Here is a 22,774-nt window from a genome sequence, read left to right as displayed (position 1 = left end):
TGTGCGGGCGTACGGATGCGGGGGCGGCGGTCAGCGCAGGCGCAGGGCCTTCATCGCCTTCAGGCTGAAGCTCATGAACGCGGCGTACTTCTCGTCGTCCATGCCGAACGACGGGGCGAGCGGCAGCAGCCGCTGCTGGGCGACGGTCTGCGCCTCCGTGTACTTGAGGATGCCCTCGGAGCCGTGCCGCCGGCCGAGTCCGGAGTCCTTCATGCCGCCCATGGGCGCCTGGACGCTGCCGTAGGCCGGGGCGTAGCCCTCGTTGATGTTGACCGTGCCGGTGCGCAGCTTCGCGGCGACGGCGTGGCCCCGCTTGCCGTCCTTGGTCCACACGCTCGAATTGAGCCCGTACGCGGTGGCGTTGGCCAGCTCGACGGCCTTGTCCTCGTCCGAGAAGCGGTAGATCGACACGACCGGGCCGAAGGTCTCCTCGCTGCACACGGCCATGGGCGCGTCGACGCCGTCGAGGATGGTGGGCTCGAAGAAGTACGGGCCGATGTCCGGGCGGGCGACGCCGCCGGCGACGAGGGTCGCGCCCTTGGCGACGGCCTCCTCGACATGGCGGGTGACGGTCTCCAGCTGCCGCGGCCCGACGAGGGAGCCCATGTCGGCACCGTACGCGAGGGAGTTGCCGAGCCGCATCGCCCTGGTGCGCGCGGCGAAGCGCTCGACGAACTCGTCGGCGATCGACTCGTGGACGTACAGCCGCTCGATGGAGATGCACAGCTGGCCCGCGGACGAGAAGCAGGCGCGGACCGCGCCGGCCGCGGCCTTCTCCACGTCGGCGTCGTGGAGCACCAGCATGGCGTTCTTGCCGCCGAGTTCGAGGGAGACGCCGACCAGCCGGGCGGCCGCGCCCTGGGCCACCTCACGGCCGGTGCGGGTCGACCCGGTGAACGAGACGTAGTCGGCGTGCTTGACGACCTCGGGGCCGACGACCGGCCCCTCGCCGATCACGGCCTGGAACACCCCGGCGGGCAGACCCGCCTCGATCAGCAGGTCGCGCGCCCACAGCGCGGTGAGCGCGGTCTCGGTGTCGGGCTTCATGACGACCGCGTTGCCGGAGACGAAGGCCGGCAGGGCGTCGCCCACGGACAGCTCCAGCGGGTAGTTCCAGGGCGCGATCTGGCCCACGACCCCGCGCGGCTGGCGCAGTTCAGTGGTCTTCGTCAGGACGGGCACGACGCCCGTGTGGTGCTTGGGCCTGAGGTACGCGGGGGCCTTGCGCCCGTAGTGGCGGGCCGCGACGGCGACGGCCAGCACCTCCTCGTGCGCGTGCAGCCGGGCCTTGCCGGTCTCCAGCTGGATCAGGTCCAGCACCTCGGCCTGGCGCTCGAGGACCAGGTCGTGGAAGCGCAGCAGCACGGCGGCGCGGGCGCGCACCGGGGTGGCCTCCCACACGCGCTGGGCGGCACGGGCCCGCTCGAAGGCGACGGCGACGTCGGCGGGGGTGGACTCGGGCAGGTCCGCCAGCTTCTCGCCGGTGAAGGGGGCGTGGTTGGCCGTGCGGCCGGAGCCCGTAACGCCCTTGGTGAGCTGGGCGACCACTTCGGGGGTGACCACGTCGGCTGCGGTGCGCACACCGGCCGGCGACGGGGCGATGGGATTGGTGCCGAGGGCGGTTGCGGTGGCCTGCGAGTCCGTCATGGGGGCGAGAGTATGCGGCGACGGGCACTTTGGGTACCCGTCGGTAACAGCTTTTCACGGGCCCCCACGATTACGCCGGTGATCACTGGCGGATAAGCCCTGATCAGGGGCTTGTCATGGTTCGGCCGAGGTCCGGCGCGTGATGAAGCCGTAGTACGGATCTTCATGGGCGAGCGCCCGGACGTCAGTTCGGGGGCGGCCGCCAGCCCCTGAGCATCGTGTCGAACTGCTCACGGGTCACGGCCCAGTCCTCCGCCGGGCCGGACATGTAGAGGGCGTACTCGGTGCCGTCGTCCTCGTAGTACATCTGGTCGATGGCGCGCCGGGGCCCGGGGTGCTCCGTGCGCTCGGTCCAGGTGAACTCCCAGAGCGCGGACTGCGTCTGGTCGCGGAACGTGTTGGGACGCAGCTTCACCCGGCGGTAGTCCGGCAGACGCTTCTCCAGCCTCTTCTGCATGTCGAGCATGTGCATGTAGGGGTTCTCGAAGTCCGGGGACGGGTCGACGCTGATCCGGATGCGGTGGCGGCCGTTGTCCGGCGTGTAGTCGATCTGGTCGCCGTCCGCCTGGCGCTTCCAGCCCTCGGGCACCCAGAGGCTGAACCCGTCCGGGTCCTGGACACGCTCCCAGCCGTCCGGGACGTCCGACGCCCGGGCGTGCCCGGTCGGCCGGCTGTCCGTGTCCGCGGGGGTGGTGCCGCCACCCCGGTCCGCGTACGTCATCACGGCGAGACCCGCGCCGCCGCCGATCACGGCGGCGAGGACCACGACGACGGCGAGCGTGCGCAGCCGCGGGCCGCGCCGGGGCCGGGCCGGGGCCACGCCGGGCGACGCGGACGCGAGCGTGCCGGAGCCCGCGCCGGAGGCCGGGGCGCCGCCCTGCGGCAGCCGCTGCGTCACCTGCTGCGAGGGCACCCGCGCCGGCACGGCCGGCTCCCGGCCATCCATGGCCTCCGTCAGCATCCGCTCGGCCTCGGCCGCCGAGGGACGGGCCGCCGGGTCCTTGTGGAGCAGCGCCATGATCACGGGTGCGAGGCGGCCCGCCCGCCGGGGCGCGGGCGGCTCGTCGTCCACCACGGCCTGCATGGTCGCCAGCGGCGACGAACGGCGGAACGGCGAGCCCCCCTCCAGCGCCGTGTACAGCGTCGCACCCAGCGACCACAGGTCGGACGCCGGCCCCGGGTCGTGGCCGCGGACGCGCTCGGGCGCCAGGTAGTCGATCGAGCCGACGATCTCGCCCGTCCTGGTGATCGTCGAGTCGCCTTCTATCGCCGCGATCCCGAAGTCCGTGATCATCGCCCGGCCGTCACGGCCCAGCAGCACGTTGGCGGGCTTGATGTCCCGGTGGAGCACCCCGGCGGCATGCGCGGCACCGAGCGCGCCGAGGACGTGCAGCCCGATCCGTGCGGCCTCCCGCTCGTCGATGCGGCCGGGCTCCTTGGCGGCGTCGGCGAGCGAGGGACCGTCGACGTACTGCATGACGATCCAGGGCCGGGCGTCGTGCTCCAGCACGTCATGGACCGTGACGACGCCGGGATGGCTGATGCGCGCCGCCGCGCGGGCCTCCTTCTGGGTCCGGGCGTGCAGAACGATCCGGTCGGCCTCGGAGACGTACAGCCCCGCCGTCAACTCCTTGACGGCGACTACTCTGTGCAACAACTCGTCATGGGCGCGCCAAACCTTGCCCATGCCGCCGCGTCCGATGGTCTCGCCCAGCCGGTACCTCCCGGCGAGCAGCAGACCGGCGCCTGTGTTGTCAGTGTGTTCCACGTACCCGCCCCGTTCTTCGCATTGACAGGTTACGGACGGGAGGTACGCATGGGAAACCGGGGATCGCTCAAGTGACCGCACCGTGATGCGTGGTGAGCTGCGCGTCCGTCACTCTGCGTGACACGAGGGCCGGTTCGGGGTGTTTCGACCGGAACTGGCGGGCGCGGCCCGTCCGTTGGCATTCGCCCGCGGCTCAGCGCATGACGCGGCACGGCGGCCCGTCCGGTGGCATTCGCCCCCGGCTCAGCGCGTGACGCGGTACGTGGCCGTCGCCTGCTGGTGGATCTCGGTGACCCGGTCGCGCCGGTCCGCCGGTCCGATCACCTGGATCACGTGATAGCGGTCGCCGACGATCAGCGCCAGGTTGCGCACGTACACCTCGCGGCCGGTGCTGTCCTGCCAGGTGAACTGGCCCTCCGCCATGGACTGCTGCCCCACGTCGATGCGGCGCAGCCCGCTCGCGCTGGCCCACGACGAGTCCCGGAACGGCTGGAGCTCCCGCTCCTTGTCGCGCTGGTAGGCGAGCGGATCGTCGCCGTTGGTGCTGACCGGGTCGCGGCCGGGCACCACGATCAGCGTGAAGTCCCCGTCCGAGTAACGCACTTGACCGGCGTCGTTGATGGGCCTGCGCTGCCAGTCCTCGTCGACGGCGAGCCGGAAGCCCTCGGGGTCCTCGCGCAGCACATAGCCGTCGGGGAGGTTCGCGGCCGGTGCCGACGTCTGCGGCTGCTGCGCTCCGGGGCTCCCGCTCGGCGAGGGCCGACCGTCCTCCCCGTCACCGCCCGTCCCGCCCGGGCTCGGCCCCGCACCCGCCGTCCGGTCGGCGCCCTGATCCGGCTCCCCTGACCCGGCCTTGGGCATGAACAGGACCGCATACGCGACGGCAGCCACCACGGCGAGGAGGATCAGCAGCAGCAAGGTACGGCCGAGGGCGCGCGGCGCACGCCCCCGACCGTCGTACGGCAGCCGCTCCGGGCCCACATGACGGTCCCGGCGCCCGGCCCGCCCCGGACGGACTCCGCTCCTGGGCGCCTTGTGCCGGTGCCGGCCGTGCGCCACCTCCCGGCCGCCGTAGCGGCGTCTGCGCACGAGCTCGCCCCGCCGCCGTACGACCGGCAGGCGCGCGGCGTCCGCCGGGCCCGCCGGCAGCGGCACGACGCCCATGCCCGCCTCGGGCTCCGGCGCGGAGCGCACGAGCGAGCGCAGCCAGCCGCGCAGCTCCTCGAAGTCGGGCCGCTCCGTGGGGTCCTGACGCAGCAGCGATTCGACGACCGGACGCAGGGGCCCGCACTCCTCCGCGAACGCGGGTGGCTCCGCGCACACGAGCTGGACCAGCTCGGCGGCGCTCTCCTCGGGGTACGGGGCATGGCCCTGGACGGCCCGGAAGAGCAGCGCGCCCAGCGCCCACAGGTCGGTGGCGGGCCCCACGGGCGCGGCCAACTGCCAGTTCTCGTGGACCGGTCCGGCCTGCTCGGGCGCCCAGCGCTCCGTGACCGCGCCGACGACGGCGATCCGCGCCTGGCGCGCACGTTCGGCCGCCAACGGCGTGGTCGGGCCGCGGAAGACGGGGGCGGCGCCGCCCGCCACCACGTCGTCCCAGCGGCCGGACGCGGGTGCCGGGGAACCTCCGGCGGGGACGGGACGGCGCTGGGCGTCGGCGCGCAGGGCGTCCCCGCCGCGGTTCCAGCTGCCCGTCGGCGCGCTGTCCCTGCGGGCGGCCGGCAACGCAGGGCGGGCTCCGTGCGGGCCGCCCCCGTCGGGCCGTCCATGGCCGGCCGCCGCCTGGCGCACCCCGTACGGGTCGTCGCGGTACGGGTCGTTCCGCGGGGCGTCCCGGTCGGGGCGCGCGGCGGGCAGCGCGGGGCGGCTGCCGCCGGCGGACAGGGGACTTGGGCCGTCGCGGCCGAGGAGCGGGCCGTCCTGCCAGGTCCCGGCGAGGCGGACACGGCCGGACCCGTCGTCGTGGTCGTCGTAGTCGTCGTCGTGAGCCGGTGATTCGGCGTGGGCGGCGGCGTCGTGGGCCGGTGCCTCGCCGTGGGCGGGGCCGTCGTGCGGGGACCTCTCGCCGTGGGCGGCGTACGGGGACGCCTCGTCGTGGGCGGCGTCGGCGTACGGGGATGCCCCGTCGTGGGCGGCGTCGGCGCGGCGGTCGTCGGTGTCGCCCGGGCGGCGGGCCCACCAGTCGGGGTCGAGGCCGTCCTGCACGGGGCGGTCGTCGCCGCCGCCCGTGGACCGTCCGTTGTCGCGTCCCTGGCCGTCCTGGACGCGGGCCGCCGCGCGGGCGCCCGCGCGGTAGGCCGCGATGGCGCCCGCCCTGGCGGCCCGTACGTCGGGCATCCGGCCGGTGTCCGTGCCGGCCTGGCGGGGCAACGCGGGCCGGACGGGCTCCAGGGCCGTCGGGCCGCCCGGTGCGCCACCCTCCCGTGGCCCGGGCAACCGCTCGGCGTCGGTCCGTCCCGGGCCGGCCGCAAGGTCGTGACCGGAGTCCGGGCCGTCGAAACCGGCCTCCCCGTCCGGGCCGGAATCGGGCGGCTCGGGGACCGGCGCGTACCCGCACAGCGCCTCCTCGGCCGCTCCGGAGGCCAGGCCGGTGAGCACCACGCGGCCGTCGTCGCAGACGAGGACGGTGCGTACGGTGATGTTCCGGTGGGTCCAGCCGAGCGCGTGCAGCACGCGCAGCGCGGTGAGCACGTCGGACGCGACCTCGGCCGCGCGGTACGGGCTGAGCGGCTTCTCGGCGAGGAGGGCGGCGAGCGGACGCGCTCCGACGAGCTCGCTCACGATCCAGAGCGAGCCGTCCTCGGCGAAGACGTCGAAGACCTGGTCGAGGCGGGGATGGTCAGGGATCTGCGCCGCCGCCTGCGCGGCCTCGACGGCCCGGCGCACGGCCGGGTCCGTGGGCCGCCGGGTCGCACGCCCCGGCGTGCGCCGGGGCACGGCGACGCCTGCGAGCCCGTCGCCGTCGACCACCTCCGCGTCCACGACCTCCGGCAACGGCACCTGCCGCACCAGCACTTCATGGCCGCTGTACGTGTCGAAGGCGCGTGTCTCGGCCAGCTCGAACTCGTCGGAGGGCGGCAACGGCAGGCGGTAGCGGTCGGCGAGCACCCTTCCCGCAAAGTCCTCCACGACGCCTCCCCACGTGCGCGCTGTCCCCCGGGCCGGTCCGGAAACACCGCACACAACCGCGCAAAGCCGTCAATTCCAGTCTGTCAACGGCCTCTTGTCGCTGCTTTCCGTCCGCGACTTCTCACGATACGTGGCCCTGCTCAGTCCTTGGGCCCGAACGTCGCGAACGCCGTCCTGCGCAGCGTCTCGCACTCCTCGGCGTTCCACTCGCTCGCCTTGCAGGTGATCATGATCGCGTAGCCGTGCTTGGCGTCGACCTTGAAGCCCCTGTTCAGAATGCGTACCCGCTGCCCCTTCTCGGTGCGCTCGAACTCCCAGTCGGCGACGGTCGGATAGTCGTTGTAGTCGACCTTCCGGATGCCGAGGTGCTTGTAGCCGTTGCTCGACGACCTGACGCCGAGGACGGCCGCGGACCAGGCGGCGGCCGCGTCGTCCCCCGGGCTGGCGGTGAAGTCGACCTGGACGCGCGGAACGCCGCCGTCGACGCTGAACTTCGCACCCGACTTACGGCCCGCGATGCCGGTGAAGCGGAACTTCTCCGGCATCGCCATGGCGAAGTGGAACTGGTCGTTGGAGACCATCACGTAGCCCGGGGGCAGCGCGTCCTTGCCGCCACCGCCACCGCCACCGCCGTCGCCGGACGGCCGGCCGCCGGGCGTGCCGGTGTCGCCGGCCGGGTCGTCCGCGCCGCCGTCCTCACCGGTCTCCTGGCCGTCGCCCTTGTCCGTGCCCTTCCCGCTGTCGGGGGTCGCGTCGGCGCCTGCGGTGGCCTTGCCGTCGCCGCCCGCGGTCGTGCCCGCCGACGCGGCGGTGTCGCCCTTCCCCTTGCCCTCGTTGGCCTTGTCGTCTCCGCCGAGCGCGAAGACGAGCACGGTGGAGAGCACGACGAGCACCGCGACGATCGCGATGATCACCAGGGTGCGGCGGGGCACCACATCGGTGAGCGGTGCGCGGACGGGGGCGGGCCTGCCGGAGGACGCAGCGGCGGAGGCGGCCGGCGCCCGGACCGTGGTGGCCGTCCCGGCGCGCGCATCGGACCGCGACTCGGCCTTGGCCGCCGCGGCGGCGTTCCGCACGGAACGCAGCGCCCCGCGCAGCCGCTCGGCCGCCGGATCCTTCGGCTTGGCGTCCGGGCGCGCCGGGGGAACGGGCGGGGCCGGCGGAATCCGTATGGCCCGCGTCTGCTCCACCGGGGCCTCGGTCTCAGCCGTCCGGACCGGCGCTTCCGGGGCGTTGACCACCTGGGTCAGCAGGGCGCGGGCGCCCGCGTCGTCGAGCCGCTGGGCCGGGTCCTTGGCGAGCAGGCCGTAGATGACCTCCTCCAGCGGGCCCGCGTTCTTGGGCGGGTCGAGCGGCTCGGTCATCACGGCGGTCAGCGTCGCGATCGCCGAGCCCTTGTCGTACGGGGGGCAGCCCTCGACGCTCGCGTACAGCAGGCCGCCGAGGGACCACAGGTCCGCGGCGGGCCCGGGCTTGTGGCCGCGGGCGCGCTCGGGCGAGATGTACGACGGGGCGCCGACGAGCATGCCGGTCGACGTGATCGACGGGTCGCCCTCGACCTGGGCGATGCCGAAGTCGGTGAGGACGACGCGGCCGTCCTTGCCGATGAGCACGTTCGACGGCTTCACGTCGCGGTGCAGGATGCCCTCGCGGTGCGCGGAACGCAGCACGTCGAGGATCGCGAGCCCGACCTCGGCGGCGCGACGGGGCGTCAGGATGCCGTCCTCGCGCACGACCTCGGCGAGGGACTTGCCCTCGACGAGCTCCATGACGATCCACGGACGGTCGTCCTCGTCGACGACGTCGTAGACGGTGACGGCGCTGTTGTTACGGATCCGGGCGATGGCCTTGGCCTCGCGGAGCGTACGCGTGATGAGCCGGCGCTTCTCCTCCTCGTCGATCGCGTTCGGGAAGCGCAACTCCTTGACGGCGACGGTGCGCCCGAGGGTCTCGTCGACGGCACGCCACACGGTGCCCATGCCTCCGCGCCCGAGCACGCCGCCCAGCCGGTAACGCCCGGCCAGCAACCGCCCTTCGGGCGCCTTGGCACCACTGCCGGCCGCCTTACCGCCCCCGGCGCCGGTGGTGACCGCGCCGCTCGCACCCTTGTCCGCGGCTGCCGCGCCGTCGTCGGAGGTGCCCTTGTCCGCGGGTAGCGCAGCGTTCCCGCTGCCGGAGGCCGTCCCGCCCGTGTCCTTGGCCGCGCCCGACACCGCAGCGCCACTGCCCGAGGCGCCCGCGCGCGCGCCTGCGGCTGCCGTGTCGCCGTCACGCGAGCCGCTGTCGGCCGCGCTGCGAACGGCGACGTCATCGTCGGCGGCATCCTTGGCCGCGCCCGCAACTGCCGCGCCGCCGCCCGGAGAGCCGTTGTCGGCCGCGCTGTCAGCGACCGCGTCACCGTCGGCGGCATCCTTGGCCGCGCCCGCAGCTGCCGCGCCGCCGTCGGAGGCGTCCTTGCCCGCGCCGGGGAGCGCAGCGTCCCCGCTGCCGGAGGCCGCCCCGCCCGTGTCCTTGGCCGCGCCCGACACCGCCGCGCCAGGGGTGGGCGCGTCGCCCGCATTCGAGCGCGCCTCGCCGGCACCGGACTCACTCGCGCCCGCCGCCCCGTCCTCCGCAGCAGCGTCCGAGGCGCTGCCCCCGGTGGACGGCTCGTCAGCTGACGACGCCTCCCCCGCATCGGACGCGCTGCTCTGAGGGGCCGTCACCGTTTCACGACGCGGCGCTCCCCCCGTCACATCGCCGCTGCCGCCCCCAGCACTCACGGCGGAGTCCTCGCCCTTGCCGGCGAGGCCGGCCCCCTCCGCCTCGTCCCGCTGGGGCTCCCCCGACTGCTCAGCCTCCGACATGAGTCCCCTCTGCGATCCCTGGTCTTCGCCGCGCCTGCCGCTTCCCGCTCGATGCGGTAACCCGCCCTGGCAGAGCGACCATTGTCCCTCACTCCGGGACCGGAATCTCTCCCGGGTCCACCCATCGGGCGCACGCGGACGGGCCGCCACGGACCCCGGTCGGGCGCTCACGCACGGTGAAACCGAGCCTGTGCTGGTGGGCGCTCTGCCCGTCTTGTCGGACCGGAGCCCGCGACGGCTCTCCACTGCTCAGGGGCCGGCGGAAACGGTCGCGGCCGAGCGGTCCGCCCGTCGAAGCGGACGGGCGGCTCCGGCAATGACCCGGCCCCGTCCGTCAGATCGGCACGATGTCCGGCGCCCCCAGCCGTGCCGCGTCCGCCGTCAGGTCGTCCGGCTGACGCTGCGACTCACGCTCCGCCTCGACCCGCTTCTCGTAGTGCTCGACCTCCTTCTCGACGTGCGCCTTCTCCCACCCCAGCACCGGAGCCATCAGCTCCGCGCACTCCCGCGCACAGCGCGTCCCCCGGTCGAAGGTCTCGATCGAGATCCTGGTCCGCCTCGTCAGCACGTCGTCAAGATGACGTGCGCCCTCGTGCGAGGCCGCATAGACGACCTCGGCGCGGAGATAGTCGTCGGCGCCGGTGAGCGGCTCGCCGAGCGACGGGTCCTCGGCGATGAGCGCGAGCAACTCCTCGGTCAGGGAACCGTACCGGTTCAACAGGTGCTCCACGCGCACGACATGGAGCCCGGTCCGTGCCGCGATCCTCGCGCGGGCGTTCCACAGGGCGCGGTAGCCCTCGGCGCCGAGGAGCGGGATCTCCTCCGTGACGCACGCGGCCACCCGCTGGTCGAGTCCGTGCACCGCCTCGTCCACCGCGTCCTTCGCCATCACCCGGTACGTCGTGTACTTGCCGCCCGCCACGACCACCAGCCCCGGCACGGGATGCGCCACCGTGTGCTCGCGGGACAGCTTGCTCGTGGCGTCGGACTCGCCGGCGAGCAGCGGCCGCAGCCCCGCGTACACCCCCTGGACGTCGTCGCGGGTGAGGGGCACGGCGAGCACCGAATTGACGTGATCCAGCAGGTAGTCGATGTCCGCGCTGGAGGCGGCCGGGTGCGCCTTGTCGAGGTCCCAGTCGGTGTCCGTGGTGCCGACGATCCAGTGCCGGCCCCACGGGATGACGAACAGCACGGACTTCTCGGTCCGCAGGATCAGACCGGTGGTGGAGTGGATGCGGTCCTTCGGCACCACGAGGTGGATGCCCTTGGACGCCCGCACGTGGAACTGTCCGCGCTCACCGATCAGCGCCTGCGTGTCGTCCGTCCACACCCCGGTCGCATTGACGATCTGGCGGGCACGGATCTCGTACTCCCCGCCGGCCTCGACGTCGAGCACCCTCGCGCCGACGACCCGCTCGCCCTCGCGCAGGAAGCCGACCACCCTTGCCCGGCTGGCCACTTGGGCTCCGTAATTCGCGGCCGTGCGCACCAGGGTCGTGACGAAACGGGCGTCGTCCATCTGGGCGTCGTAGTACTGCAGGGCGCCCACCAGGGCCTCCCTCTTCAGCGCGGGTGCCACCCGCAGCGCGTGACGCCGTGACAGATGACGGTGCACGGGCAGACCGCGCCCGTGGCCCGACGAGACCGACATCGCGTCGTACAGCGCGACGCCCGATCCCGCGTACCACCGCTCCCAGCCCTTGTGCTGCAGCGGATAGAGGAAGGGCACCGGCTTGACCAGGTGCGGGGCCAGCCGCTCCAGGAGCAGCCCGCGCTCCTTGAGCGCCTCTCTGACGAGGGCGAAGTCGAGCATCTCCAGATACCGCAGGCCGCCGTGGATGAGCTTGCTCGATCGGCTCGACGTGCCCGAGGCCCAGTCGCGCGCCTCGACGAGGCCGGTCGCGAGACCTCTCGTCACCGCGTCCAGCGCGGTGCCCGCTCCGACGACGCCCGCGCCGACCACCAGCACGTCCAGTTCACGCTCGGCCATTGCGGCGAGCGCCGCGGCGCGCTCCTCGGGTCCCAGTGTCGCTGTCCTCACTGCTGCCTCCCGTCGCCCCCGTGCGTCCCCTGCGGTCGGGCTCACAACGTCGATTCTGTCCGCACTCACCGACTTCAGCCACCGCCTGTGGATAACACTCCGTTAGCCACACGTGCACAATCCGGCATAACGGTCATATTTACGCCTAGTCTGACATTGCGCACGCCCGTTCCGCCCACAGGGCTTGCGTCCTGTGTCCCCTCCGGTTATGGGAAGGACGGCCACCGTCATGCCCGCAGATCTCGCCGTCATCGGACTCGGCCACCTCGGTCTGCCGCTCGCCCAGGCCGCCGTGGCAGCCCGCATCGAGACCATCGGCTACGACCCCGACCCGCACCGTCTCGCCGAACCGGCAGCGGGAGTGACCGCCGCGGACGTCCGCCGCATGCTCTCCGCCGGCTTCCGCGCGGTCACCGACGCGGCAGAGCTGGGACGGGTGCGCACCGCCGTCATCTGCGCCCCCACACCCCCCGGCCGAGACGGGGTACCCGACCTCACGGCACTCGCCGAGGCGGCCCGCGCCCTGGCGTCCCGGCTGCGCCCGCACACCACCGTGCTCCTCGAATCGGCCGTCCAGCCCGGCACGACCGAGGAGTTCCTCCGTCCGCTGCTCGAGGAGGGCTCCGGCCTGCGCGCGGGGCGCGACTTCCACCTGGCCCACTCCCCCAGCCGCACCGACCCCGGCAATCGCGACCACGGCTACGCCAACACCCCCAAGGTCATCGGCGGCCTCACCCCCGCCTGCACCGAGGCGGCCGCCGCCTTCTACGGCCGGCTCACCGACAAGGTCGTCCGGGCCCGCGGTCTGCGCGAGGCCGAGACCGTCAAGGTCCTGGAGACGAACTTCCGGCACGTCAACATGGCGCTGGTCAACGAGATGGCCGTCCTCTGCCACGATCTCGGCATCGACCTGTGGGACGTCATCCGCTGCGCCGAGACCAAGCCGTTCGGCTTCCAGGCCTTCCGTCCGGGCCCCGGCGTCGGCGGACACGGTGTCCCCGTCGACCCCGGCCCCCCGCCCACCGGCCGCACCCTGCGCATGGTCGGCCTCGCCCAGGACATCAACACCCGGATGCCGCAGTACGTCATCCAGCGCAGCGCCACGCTCCTCAACGAGCACGGCAAGTCGGCCCGCGGCGCCCGCGTCCTGCTCCTCGGCATCACCTACAAGCCCGACCTCGCCGATCTGACCGGCTCCCCCGCCACCGAGATCGCCCGCCGCCTGACGGACCTCGGCGCATCCGTCAGCTACCACGACCCGTACGTCCCGGACTGGCAGGTGAACGGGCTGCCGGTGCCCCGCGCCGAGTCGCTCTACGAGGCCGCCGCCGACGCCGACCTCACGGTGCTGCTCCAGCACCACCGCACGTACGACCTCCAGGGACTGGCGGTCAAGGCGCAGCTGCTGCTCGACACACGGGGCGCGACGCCGGCGGGCGCGGCACACCGCCTCTGAGGAGCCGAGGAGCGGAGGAGCCGTTGGCGGCGCTGGACAGATCCGATCCCGGTGGGGAGACAGGCGATCAACCCGCTCCGCCTCCCGAGCAACGATGGACCCCCATGCGCCGAGCCACCGTGCACCGACTCGCAGCGAGAACGGCCGTCCTCCTGCTCGGTCTCCAGGCCGCGGCCATCGCGTCGGTCGCCTTCTGGTTCCTGCCGGGGTGGCTCCAGGGATTCGGCCGGGGCGACCGATCGGCCGACGAGGTGGAGGCCGAGATCCTGCGCGTCGCCGCCGTCGGTGCCGTCGTCGTTGCCGCGAGCGCCTGGGCGTGCTGGACGCTGGGCAGATCCCAGCGCCTCGAACGCCGGGCGATCGGCGCGACGACGAGGTGCCTGGTGCTGGAAGCCGGGGTGCTGGCGCTCGGGTTCCACTCCCGCGAGACGTGGACCGTTGCGCTCGCGACCGTCACGCTGCTGTGCATCGCCATGAGCGTTCCGCTCAGGCACACGGGCCGCCGGCGCTGACCCGCTCCGTAAAGCCGACCCGCTCCCCAAAGGGGTAGGGCCCGGCACCGAGGTGCCGGGCCCTACCCTGTGTACAGCCGGAGATCAGCGGCGGTGCTGCGAGTCCCCCACCGTGACCTCGACCCGCTGGAACTCCTTGAGCTCGCTGTAGCCGGTCGTCGCCATCGCCCGGCGCAGCGCGCCGAAGAAGTTCATCGACCCGTCCGGGCTGTGCGAGGGACCGGTCAGGACCTCCTCGGTCGTGCCCACGATGCCCAGGTCGACCAGCTTGCCGCGCGGCACGTCCTCGTGGACGGCCTCCATGCCCCAGTGGCGGCCCTTGCCCGGCGCGTCGGTCGCGCGCGCCAGCGGCGAGCCCATCATCACGGCGTCCGCACCGCAGGCGATCGCCTTCGGCAGGTCGCCCGACCAGCCCACACCGCCGTCGGCGATGACGTGGACGTACCGGCCGCCGGACTCGTCCATGTAGTCGCGGCGGGCCGCGGCCACGTCGGCGACGGCGGTCGCCATCGGGACCTGGATGCCCAGCACGTTGCGCGTGGTGTGCGCGGCCCCGCCGCCGAAGCCCACCAGCACGCCCGCCGCGCCCGTACGCATCAGGTGCAGCGCGGCGGTGTAGGTGGCGCAGCCGCCGACGATGACCGGGACGTCGAGCTCGTAGATGAACTGCTTGAGGTTCAGCGGCTCGGCGGCGCCGGAGACGTGCTCGGCGGAGACCGTCGTACCGCGGATGACGAAGATGTCGACACCGGCGTCGACGACGGCCTTCGAGAACTGCGCGGTGCGCTGCGGGGAGAGCGCGGCGGCGGTGACGACGCCCGAGTCGCGCACCTCCTTGATGCGCTGCCCGATCAGCTCCTCCTTGATCGGGGCGGCGTAGATCTCCTGCAGCCGGCGCGTGGCGCTCTCCGGGCCCAGCTCGGCGATCTCGTCGAGCAGGGGCTGCGGGTCCTCGTAGCGGGTCCACAGGCCCTCGAGGTTCAGGACGCCGAGGCCGCCCATCTCGCCGATGCGGATCGCGGTGCTCGGGGAGACGACCGAGTCCATCGGGGCGGCCAGGAAGGGCAGCTCGAAGCGGTAGGCGTCGATCTGCCAGGCGATCGAGACCTCCTTCGGGTCCCGCGTGCGCCGGCTCGGTACGACGGCGATGTCATCGAACGCGTACGCCCGGCGGCCGCGCTTGCCGCGCCCGATCTCGATCTCAGTCACGATGTGTGGCCTTTCCCTCTTACTTCTGCGCCTGGGGCCCTACCAGTATCCCCGACCCACACGCGAGGGGCGGCCCCGGCGACCCGGGACCGCCCCTCGTGGGACGTACGCGCTACTTCCTGCTGTAGTTCGGCGCCTCGACCGTCATCTGGATGTCGTGCGGGTGGCTCTCCTTGAGACCCGCCGAGGTGATCCGGACGAACCGGCCGTTCGCCTGGAGCTCCGGCACCGTGCGGCCGCCGACGTAGAACATCGACTGGCGCAGACCGCCGACGAGCTGGTGGACGACCGCGGAGAGCGGGCCGCGGTAGGGGACCTGGCCCTCGATGCCCTCGGGCACCAGCTTCTCGTCGGAGGCGACGCCCTCCTGGAAGTAGCGGTCCTTGGAGAAGGAGCGCTGCTCGCCGCGGGACTGCATGGCGCCCAGCGAGCCCATGCCCCGGTACGACTTGAACTGCTTGCCGTTGATGAAGAGCAGCTCGCCCGGGGACTCCTCGCAGCCGGCGAGCAGCGAGCCGAGCATCACCGTGTCGGCACCCGCGACCAGGGCCTTGGCGATGTCACCGCTGTACTGCAGGCCGCCGTCGCCGATCACCGGCACGCCCGCCTCCTTGGCGGCGAGCGAGGCCTCGTAGATCGCGGTGACCTGGGGAACACCGATGCCGGCGACCACGCGCGTGGTGCAGATGGAACCCGGGCCGACGCCGACCTTGATGCCGTCGACACCCGCGTCGATCAGCGCCTGGGCGCCGTCCCTGGTGGCGACGTTGCCGCCGATGACGTCCACACCGGAGGAGTTCGACTTGATCTTGGCGACCATGTCGCCGACCAGCTTGGAGTGGCCGTGCGCGGTGTCCACGACGATGAAGTCGACGCCCGCCTCGATCAGCGCCTGGGCGCGCTCGAAGGCGTCGCCCGCGACACCGACGGCCGCGCCGACGAGCAGCCGGCCTTCCTTGTCCTTGGCGGCGTTCGGGTACTTCTCGGCCTTGACGAAGTCCTTGACCGTGATCAGGCCCTTGAGGATGCCCGCGTCGTCGACCAGCGGAAGCTTCTCGATCTTGTGGCGGCGCAGCAGCTCCATGGCGTCCACACCGGAGATCCCGACCTTGCCGGTGACCAGCGGCATCGGGGTCATGACGTCGCGCACCTGCTGGCTGCGGTCGGTCTCGAAGGCCATGTCACGGTTGGTGACGATGCCGAGGAGCTTGCCGGCCTTGTCGGTCACGGGCACACCGCTGATGCGGAACTTGCCGCAGATCGCGTCCGCCTCGGCGAGCGTGGCATCCGGGTGCACGGTGATCGGGTCGGTGACCATGCCGGACTCCGACCGCTTGACCAGGTCGACCTGGTTGGCCTGGTCGGCGATGGACAGGTTGCGGTGCAGGACGCCCGCGCCGCCCTGACGGGCCATGGCGATGGCCATGCGCGCCTCGGTCACCTTGTCCATGGCGGCGGACAGCAGCGGGATGTTCACCCGCACGTTCTTCGAGAGGTACGAGGAGGTGTCGATCTGGTCGGGGGCCATGTCGGAGGCACCCGGCAGCAGCAGCACATCGTCGTAGGTCAGCCCGAGTGTCGCGAATTTCTCGGGCACTCCGTCGACGTTGGTCATGACACCTTCCCCAATGGCCTTGATCGGTGCGGATGTCCATGCTAACGGGCTCGGGACCCGTCTCATTCCACGATCAAGATCAGTAAGCAGCTTTGTACGTTCATACGTACGCGACCGCCGGGCGGATCACTGCTCGGCGAGCGCCCGCAGACGGCTCAGCGCACGGTGCTGGGCGACCCGCACCGCACCCGGCGACATCCCCAGCATCTGTCCCGTCTCCTCGGCCGTGAGCCCGACGGCGACGCGCAGCACGAGCAGCTCGCGCTGGTTCTCCGGGAGGTTGGCGAGGAGTTTCTTGGCCCACTCGGCGTCGTCGCTGAGCAGCGCGCGCTCCTCGGGGCCGAGGGAGTCGTCGGGCCGCTCGGGCATCTCGTCGGACGGCACGGCCGTCGAGCCGGGGTGCCGCATCGCGGCCCGCTGCAGGTCGGCGACCTTGTGCGAGGCGATGGCGAAGACGAAGGCCTCGAAGGGCCTTCCGGTGTCCTTGTAGCGCGGCAGTGCCATCAGCACCGCGACGCACACCTCCTGGGCGAGGTCGTCGGCGAAGTGCCGGGCGTCACCCGGGAGTCTGTTGAGACGGGAACGGCAGAAGCGCAGCGCGAGCGGGTGGACGTGCGCGAGCAGGTCGTGCGTGGCCTGCTCGTCGCCGTCGACGGCACGATGGACGAGCGCACCGATGGCCCCCTGGGCGTTCGCCGCCTCGTCGTCACGCATCGGTCCATGGTGCCTGGCCGCCGGAGCGTCCGTGGCACCGCGTCCCATGTTGTGCACCGAAGCGTTATGAGCAGGTGCGCCGGAACTCATCTCCTGCGCCCTCCCCTCCCGCTCGACCGACTCGTCCCCGAGGAACTCCACACCCTCAAGGATGCGGCATGGCGCGGGAAACGGATGCCCTCGGGCATCCGTCACCCCGCACGGGCCCGCTCAGCGGACGAGGCCCCACCGGAATCCGAGCGCCACCGCGTGCGCCCGGTCCGAGGCGCCGAGCTTCTTGAACAGGCGCCTGGCGTGCGTCTTCACCGTGTCCTCCGAAAGGAACAGCTCGCGCCCGATCTCCGCGTTGGACCGGCCGTGGCTCATGCCCTCGAGCACCTGGATCTCACGCGCGGTGAGGGTGGGCGCGGCGCCCATCTCGGCCGAGCGGAGCCGGCGCGGGGCGAGCCGCCACGTGGGGTCGGCGAGCGCCTGGGTCACGGTCGCCCGCAACTCGGCGCGCGAGGCGTCCTTGTGCAGGTAGCCGCGGGCACCGGCGGCGACCGCGAGCGCGACACCGTCGAGGTCCTCGGCGACGGTGAGCATGATGATCCGGGCGCCCGGATCGGCGGACAGAAGCCGGCGCACGGTCTCGACGCCGCCCAGTCCGGGCATGCGCACGTCCATGAGAATCAGGTCCGAGCGGTCCGCGCCCCAGCGGCGGAGGACTTCCTCGCCGTTGGCCGCGGTCGTCACGCGCTCGACGCCGGGCACGGTCGCGACCGCGCGGCGGAGCGCCTCTCGGGCAAGCGGGGAGTCGTCGCAGACGAGGACGGATGTCATGACTGACCTCCGTGGCTCTCGCAGCAAAAGCGCGTCACCTTGAGCCTCCAGGCTGGATACGTTTCGTCACCTGAGCGGTTGAACGCTCTCGGACATGTGCCCGACAGCTTGTCCCTTCAACCGCCTCCGCCCTCTCAACGACGGTCACTCGAAAGAGTTACGGGTCGGACGAAGCTCTTCGACACTCTGCGTAAGGGACCGTGCGCGGACCGCAGCGCCGCAGGTCACCGCAGTTTCTTCGGGGAGTCGTGCCCCCATTCAGCGCCTTTTCTTCACATTCGCTGGTGTCTTTGGCTAGATTCGCAATGAGTCATATTTACATCTACTTACACAGTAGATGTACGGTCGTTGGCACACAGCGGGGTGCCGGATCCGGCACGCACCGGCCGGTGGTCCCGTCCGTTTCCGACCTGTCCTGTATCCACTCAGCACGGTTTCAAGGGGACATGCGCTATGGCAGATTTCTCTCGCCTTCCCGGACCCAATGCCGATCTGTGGGACTGGCAGCTCCTCGCGGCATGCCGCGGGGTCGACAGCTCGCTCTTCTTCCATCCGGAGGGCGAACGCGGCGCAGCACGCAGTGCCCGCGAGAACTCGGCTAAAGAGGTCTGCATGCGGTGCCCCGTCCGGGCCGAGTGCGCCGCACATGCGCTGGCCGTGCGCGAGCCGTACGGCGTCTGGGGCGGGCTGACCGAGGACGAGCGCGAGGAGCTCATGGGCCGCGCACGCCATCGACTGATCCCCGCGACGAGCGCGGGAGGCGCGGTGGGGGGTTGACACCCCGGACCGCGACCTATCGAAGAAACGTTCCTTCGCTTCTGTGAGCGAACAACATCGACCGAACAACAGCGACAACGACGACGAGAAGCATCCGCCACGACCGCGACGACGAGCGATCCACCCGCGCCCCGCATCCCCTCCTGCCAGCCGGTCCCGGCCTCTGCCGGGACCGGCTGGCGTGTACTCAGCGCCGGGCCGCCAGGGTCAGCTGGTCGAGGGTCGCCGCGACCGCCGGGACCTGGGACAGGTCGGGGAGGGTCAGGGCGACGATCTCGCGCGCGACGGGCGGGTTCACCGCGATCGTCCGCACACCCTTGGGGCGCACCGACTCCAGCGCCAGCTCCGGCAGCACCGCCACCCCCAGGCCTGCGCCGACCAGCCCGATCACCGCCGGGTAGTCGTCCGTCGCGAAGTCGATCCGCGGGGTGAAGCCCGCCTCCTCGCAGACCTCCACGAGCTGACGGCGGCAGCGCGGGCAGCCCGCGATCCACGGCTCGTCGGTGAGGTCGCCGATTGCGACGCTCTCCGCTCCGGCCAGGCGGTGCCCCTCCGGCACGAGCCCGACGAGCCGGTCGGTGAGCAGCGGGCGCACCACGAGGTCGTCCCACTCGGCGCCCGTCGTGCCGTAGCGGAAGGCGAGGGCCACGTCGCAGTCGCCCTCCCGCAGCATCTCGACGGAGCGGGGCGGTTCCGCGTCGACCAGGGAGACCCTGGTGCCGGGATGCGCCGCGCGCAGGGCGGCGAGCGCGGTCGGCACGAGCGTGGAACTGCCGCTCGGGAACGACACCAGCCGGACCCGGCCCGCCCTGAGCCCGGCGATCGCCGCGATCTCCTCCTCGGCGGCGGTGAGCCCCGCGAGGATGCCGGAAGCGTGCCGGACGAGCACTTCGCCGGCCTGGGTCAGGCGCATCTCGCGGCCCGTACGGATGAGCAGCGGGGTGCCGGCCGAGGTTTCGAGCGCCTTCATCTGCTGACTGACCGCGGGCTGGGTGCAGCCCAGTTCGCGCGCGGCGGCGGAGAAGGAGCCGGTGGCGGCGACGGCGCGCAGGACACGGAGGTGACGGGCTTCGATCACCCTCCGAGCATAAGGCAGCCTTGGAGGCCGAAGTGAAATATCGGGTGGTTCCTTTGAGGACCACCGGGTTAGCGTGCCCGCCATGAAGCTTCTGAGCGTGAACGTGGGGCGGCTGAAGCCGGTGGGCTACGCGGACACCGGCACGACCGGCATCGACAAGCGCCCGGTCGAGGGGGCCGTCCGGGTGAGCGATCCCGGCCGCAAGGGCGAGGGCGGCAGCGGGCTGGCCGGCGACGCGATATCCGACCTGCGTCATCACGGGGGCACCGACCAGGCCGTCTACGCTTTCGCCCGCGAGGATCTGGACGTCTGGGAGCAGGAGCTGGGCAGGCCGCTGGCGAACGGCTCGTTCGGCGAGAACCTCACGACGAGCGGGCTCGACGTCAACGGCGCGAGGATCGGCGAACGCTGGCGGATCGGGCGGGACCTGGTGCTCGAGGTCACGAGCGGACGCATCCCGTGCCGCACCTTCGCGAGCCGGCTGGACGCGAAGGGCTGGGTCCGGCGGTTCACCCTGGCCGCGGCCCCCGGGGCGTATCTGCGGGTGATAACGCCCGGCGAGGTCCGTGCGGGCGACCCGATCGAGATCGTGCACCGGCCGGAGCACGAGGTCACCGTCTCGCTGGCGTTCCGGGCCGAGACCACCGAACGCGCCCTGCTGCCCCGGGTGCTCGCCGCGGGCGACGCGCTGCACCCCGAGCAGCTGCGCGCGGCACGGGAGTACGTGGCCAGGTACGGGACCGACGACGGGGAGCGGCCGGCCGTCTCGTAGGGGAAATCCCCGAGCGTGCATCGGAGTTTGATCGGGGACCGATGGGGGGCGGTCCCCGATGTGACCGCTCGCGGGGGCCGGAACGCTGGAGGCATGTCCCCGCTCAAGCGCGTCATCGTCGTTCTCACGGCGCTCGCCGTCGCCTTCGCCGGCGCGGTGGGCGGCGGGTTCTTCTGGCTGTACTCCGACGCCCGGGTGTCCACCGTCGGCACCTCGTTCAGCCGCGAGTTGGCCGTGCCGCCCCTGGCCGAACCGACCGTCCGGCCCGACGGCACCAAGGTCTTCGATCTCACGATGCGGGCCGGGCACAAGGAGTTCCGAGCCGGGCAGCGGACGCCCACCTGGGGCTTCAACGGCGACTATCTGGGCCCGACCCTGCGCGCCGCACGCGCCGACAAGGTCCAGGTGCGGATACGGAACGCCCTGGACGAGACCTCCACCGTGCACTGGCACGGCATGCACCTGCCCGCCGCGATGGACGGCGGCCCGCACCAGGCGGTGGCGCCGGGCGGCACCTGGAGCCCGCACTGGACGGTCGACCAGCCCGCGGCGTCGCTCTGGTACCACCCGCACCCGCACGGCAAGACGGAGCAGCACGTGCGGCGCGGACTGGCCGGCATGTTCCTGCTGGACGACGAGCGGTCGGCGCGGCTTCCGCTGCCGAAGCGGTACGGCGTCGACGACCTGCCCGTCATCGTGCAGGACGTCCGGTTCGACGGCGCCGCGTTCGACCACGGCCACGAGCTCATGTCCGACAGCGGCTTCCTCGGCGACCGGACCATGGTCAACGGCACGCTCGACCCGTACAAGAAGGTCGGTGACGAGCTGATACGGCTGCGCCTGCTCAACGCCTCCACGGCCCGCGTCTACCACTTCGGCTTCGCCGACGACCGGCGTTTCTCGCTGATCGCGTCGGACGGCGGCCTGCTGGCGGAGGCCGTGCCGACGGACCGCATCCTGCTCTCTCCCGGCGAACGGGCCGAGATCGTCGTGCGGATGCGCCCCGGCGAACGTGCGGTGCTGCGCAGCCATCCGCAGAATCTGGGCGACTTCTGGCAGACCCGGTTCAACGGCGGCGACGACGCGTTCGACGTGCTGGAGCTGCGCGCCGCGAAGACGCTGCGCCCCTCGCCCGGGCTTCCGCACCGGCTGGGCGAGCCGGAGCTGCCGGACGCCGGGGAGTCGGTGCGGACACGGATCTTCCGCCTTCAGCGGTCGGGGATCAACGGCAGGCCGATGTCGATGGAGCGGATCGACGAGACCGTCACCCGGGGCACCACCGAGACGTGGGTCCTGCGCAACGACGACGGGATGCCGCACAACTTCCATGTGCACGACGTGCAGTTCCGGGTGCTGGAGGTCGACGGCCGGCAGCCCCCGCCGCATCTGCGCGGCGCCAAGGACACCGTCTTCGTGCCCGGCAACGGGAGGGTGAGGATCGCCCTGCGGTTCACCGGCCCTGCGGATCCGGACACTCCGTACATGTACCACTGTCATCTGCTGTACCACGAGGACGGGGGCATGATGGGCCAGTTCGTGGTCGTCGAGAAGGGACAGCGGGCGGGCGAGGTTCGTACGCCGCACTCACACGCGGGGCACTAACGTGCCGCCTATGACGACTGCACTGATCACGGGAGCGACCGCGGGCATCGGCGCCGCGTTCGCGCGGCGGCTGGCGGCCGAGGGACGCAATCTGGTGCTGGTGGCCCGCGACACCGAGCGGCTGCAGGAGCAGGCCACCGAGCTGCACGACCGGCACGGCATCGAGGCGGAGGTGCTGACGGCGGACCTGTCCGGCGACGCGGGGATCGCGGCGGTCGAGAAGCGGCTCGTGGACCGCAGGCACCCCGTCGACCTGCTGATCAACAACGCCGGTTTCGGGAACAAGGGACGCTTCCTGGAGGTGTCCATGGCCGACGAGTTGACGATGCTGAAGGTGCACTGCGAGGCCGTGCTGCGGCTGACGTCCGCGGCGGCCGGCTCGATGCGGGAGCGGGGCCGCGGAGGCGTGGTGAACGTGGCCTCGGTGGCGGCGTTCGTGCCGCGCGGCACGTACGGCGCCTCCAAGGCGTGGGTCGTGCAGTTCACGCAGGGTGTGGCGCGGGACATGGCGGGGTCGGGCGTGCGGCTGATGGCGCTGTGCCCCGGTTTCGTGCGGACGGAGTTCCACCAGCGGGCCGGGATGGGGACGGACAACATCCCGGGGTGGATGTGGCTGGACGCCGACAAGCTGGTGTCGTCGGCGCTGGCGGATCTGGCGAAGGGCAAGTCGCTGTCGATCCCCGATCCGCGGTACAAGGCGCTGATGGGCGTGATGAAGCTGGCGCCGCGCGGCCTGCTCGGCGGGGTCAGCTCGCGCGCGGGCCGCAAGTACGGGCCGCAGTAGCC

The 22,774-nt window shown here is 72.4% G+C and carries 16 protein-coding genes; 6 read left to right on the top strand and 10 right to left on the bottom strand.

The window, feature by feature from the left end; all coding sequences use genetic code 11:
* Nucleotides 1–30: 30 nt before the first annotated feature.
* From ACLB9X_RS21000 to ACLB9X_RS20980, 5 genes are all read right to left on the bottom strand, one after another.
* Nucleotides 31–1,647: a succinic semialdehyde dehydrogenase gene (locus ACLB9X_RS21000; RefSeq protein ID WP_410361900.1), complete on the bottom strand. Its 1,617-nt coding sequence runs from the start codon at nucleotides 1,645–1,647 to the stop codon at nucleotides 31–33.
* Between the two features lie 184 nt (nucleotides 1,648–1,831).
* On the bottom strand, nucleotides 1,832–3,415 hold the full coding sequence (locus tag ACLB9X_RS20995; protein ID WP_410361899.1) for a protein kinase domain-containing protein: 1,584 nt from the start codon (nucleotides 3,413–3,415) through the stop codon (nucleotides 1,832–1,834).
* A 243-nt stretch (nucleotides 3,416–3,658) separates the two neighbouring features.
* The gene (locus ACLB9X_RS20990; protein WP_410361898.1) at nucleotides 3,659–6,544 is read right to left on the bottom strand and encodes a protein kinase; all 2,886 of its coding nucleotides are present in this window, start codon (nucleotides 6,542–6,544) and stop codon (nucleotides 3,659–3,661) included.
* A gap of 140 nt (nucleotides 6,545–6,684) precedes the next feature.
* Nucleotides 6,685–9,390, bottom strand: a complete 2,706-nt coding sequence (locus ACLB9X_RS20985; RefSeq protein WP_410361897.1) for a serine/threonine-protein kinase — start codon at nucleotides 9,388–9,390, stop codon at nucleotides 6,685–6,687.
* Between the two features lie 334 nt (nucleotides 9,391–9,724).
* The gene (locus ACLB9X_RS20980; protein WP_410361896.1) at nucleotides 9,725–11,431 is read right to left on the bottom strand and encodes a glycerol-3-phosphate dehydrogenase/oxidase; all 1,707 of its coding nucleotides are present in this window, start codon (nucleotides 11,429–11,431) and stop codon (nucleotides 9,725–9,727) included.
* Nucleotides 11,432–11,660: 229 nt separating this feature from the next.
* On the opposite strand from ACLB9X_RS20980, the gene ACLB9X_RS20975 reads away from it, so the two are divergent.
* On the top strand, nucleotides 11,661–12,887 hold the full coding sequence (locus tag ACLB9X_RS20975) for a nucleotide sugar dehydrogenase (RefSeq protein ID WP_410361895.1): 1,227 nt from the start codon (nucleotides 11,661–11,663) through the stop codon (nucleotides 12,885–12,887).
* 104 nt (nucleotides 12,888–12,991) lie between these two features.
* Nucleotides 12,992–13,399, top strand: a complete 408-nt coding sequence (locus tag ACLB9X_RS20970) for a hypothetical protein (RefSeq protein WP_410361894.1) — start codon at nucleotides 12,992–12,994, stop codon at nucleotides 13,397–13,399.
* Nucleotides 13,400–13,483: 84 nt separating this feature from the next.
* On the opposite strand, the gene ACLB9X_RS20965 is transcribed toward ACLB9X_RS20970, so the two are convergent.
* The 4 genes from ACLB9X_RS20965 to ACLB9X_RS20950 form a co-directional block, all read right to left on the bottom strand.
* Nucleotides 13,484–14,608 carry a GuaB3 family IMP dehydrogenase-related protein gene (locus ACLB9X_RS20965; protein WP_410361893.1) on the bottom strand — a complete coding sequence of 375 codons (1,125 nt, stop codon included), beginning with the start codon at nucleotides 14,606–14,608 and terminating at the stop codon, nucleotides 13,484–13,486.
* 112 nt (nucleotides 14,609–14,720) lie between these two features.
* Nucleotides 14,721–16,223 (bottom strand): IMP dehydrogenase, encoded by a 1,503-nt coding sequence (gene guaB, locus ACLB9X_RS20960; protein WP_410361892.1) that lies wholly within the window; start codon nucleotides 16,221–16,223, stop codon nucleotides 14,721–14,723.
* A gap of 126 nt (nucleotides 16,224–16,349) precedes the next feature.
* Nucleotides 16,350–16,937 (bottom strand): sigma-70 family RNA polymerase sigma factor, encoded by a 588-nt coding sequence (locus ACLB9X_RS20955; RefSeq protein ID WP_410361891.1) that lies wholly within the window; start codon nucleotides 16,935–16,937, stop codon nucleotides 16,350–16,352.
* Nucleotides 16,938–17,147: 210 nt separating this feature from the next.
* On the bottom strand, nucleotides 17,148–17,759 hold the full coding sequence (locus ACLB9X_RS20950) for a response regulator transcription factor (protein WP_003948568.1): 612 nt from the start codon (nucleotides 17,757–17,759) through the stop codon (nucleotides 17,148–17,150).
* Between the two features lie 453 nt (nucleotides 17,760–18,212).
* Between ACLB9X_RS20950 and ACLB9X_RS20945 the strand changes: the two genes are divergently transcribed.
* Nucleotides 18,213–18,536 carry a WhiB family transcriptional regulator gene (locus ACLB9X_RS20945; RefSeq protein ID WP_177148662.1) on the top strand — a complete coding sequence of 108 codons (324 nt, stop codon included), beginning with the start codon at nucleotides 18,213–18,215 and terminating at the stop codon, nucleotides 18,534–18,536.
* A 187-nt stretch (nucleotides 18,537–18,723) separates the two neighbouring features.
* Here ACLB9X_RS20945 and ACLB9X_RS20940 read toward each other — a convergent pair whose 3' ends face one another.
* Nucleotides 18,724–19,614 (bottom strand): LysR family transcriptional regulator, encoded by an 891-nt coding sequence (locus ACLB9X_RS20940; RefSeq protein ID WP_410361890.1) that lies wholly within the window; start codon nucleotides 19,612–19,614, stop codon nucleotides 18,724–18,726.
* An 82-nt stretch (nucleotides 19,615–19,696) separates the two neighbouring features.
* On the opposite strand from ACLB9X_RS20940, the gene ACLB9X_RS20935 reads away from it, so the two are divergent.
* From ACLB9X_RS20935 to ACLB9X_RS20925, 3 genes are all read left to right on the top strand, one after another.
* A complete protein-coding gene (locus ACLB9X_RS20935) occupies nucleotides 19,697–20,386 on the top strand; it encodes an MOSC domain-containing protein (RefSeq protein WP_410361889.1) in 690 nt (229 codons plus the stop codon).
* A 93-nt stretch (nucleotides 20,387–20,479) separates the two neighbouring features.
* Nucleotides 20,480–21,988: a multicopper oxidase family protein gene (locus ACLB9X_RS20930; RefSeq protein WP_410361888.1), complete on the top strand. Its 1,509-nt coding sequence runs from the start codon at nucleotides 20,480–20,482 to the stop codon at nucleotides 21,986–21,988.
* A 10-nt stretch (nucleotides 21,989–21,998) separates the two neighbouring features.
* Nucleotides 21,999–22,772, top strand: coding sequence for an SDR family NAD(P)-dependent oxidoreductase (locus ACLB9X_RS20925; protein WP_410361887.1), 774 nt, complete (start codon nucleotides 21,999–22,001; stop codon nucleotides 22,770–22,772).
* The last annotated feature ends 2 nt before the right edge of the window (nucleotides 22,773–22,774 follow it).

The organism is Streptomyces sp. 5K101 (genome assembly GCF_046506645.1).
Lineage (GTDB): Bacteria > Actinomycetota > Actinomycetes > Streptomycetales > Streptomycetaceae > Streptomyces.
The sequence above is the reverse complement of the archived record's forward strand: the minus strand, read 5'-3'. Positions and strand labels throughout refer to the sequence as shown.

Coding starts and splice junctions, on each gene's coding strand:
- ACLB9X_RS21000 (WP_410361900.1), bottom strand. CDS start 1,647: ATGACGGACTCGCAGGCCACCGCAACCGCCCTCGGCACCAATCCCATC.
- ACLB9X_RS20985 (WP_410361897.1), bottom strand. CDS start 9,390: ATGTCGGAGGCTGAGCAGTCGGGGGAGCCCCAGCGGGACGAGGCGGAG.
- ACLB9X_RS20975 (WP_410361895.1), top strand. CDS start 11,661: ATGCCCGCAGATCTCGCCGTCATCGGACTCGGCCACCTCGGTCTGCCG.
- ACLB9X_RS20970 (WP_410361894.1), top strand. CDS start 12,992: ATGCGCCGAGCCACCGTGCACCGACTCGCAGCGAGAACGGCCGTCCTC.
- guaB (WP_410361892.1), bottom strand. CDS start 16,223: ATGACCAACGTCGACGGAGTGCCCGAGAAATTCGCGACACTCGGGCTG.
- ACLB9X_RS20955 (WP_410361891.1), bottom strand. CDS start 16,937: ATGCGTGACGACGAGGCGGCGAACGCCCAGGGGGCCATCGGTGCGCTC.
- ACLB9X_RS20950 (WP_003948568.1), bottom strand. CDS start 17,759: ATGACATCCGTCCTCGTCTGCGACGACTCCCCGCTTGCCCGAGAGGCG.
- ACLB9X_RS20945 (WP_177148662.1), top strand. CDS start 18,213: ATGGCAGATTTCTCTCGCCTTCCCGGACCCAATGCCGATCTGTGGGAC.
- ACLB9X_RS20935 (WP_410361889.1), top strand. CDS start 19,697: ATGAAGCTTCTGAGCGTGAACGTGGGGCGGCTGAAGCCGGTGGGCTAC.
- ACLB9X_RS20930 (WP_410361888.1), top strand. CDS start 20,480: ATGTCCCCGCTCAAGCGCGTCATCGTCGTTCTCACGGCGCTCGCCGTC.
- ACLB9X_RS20925 (WP_410361887.1), top strand. CDS start 21,999: ATGACGACTGCACTGATCACGGGAGCGACCGCGGGCATCGGCGCCGCG.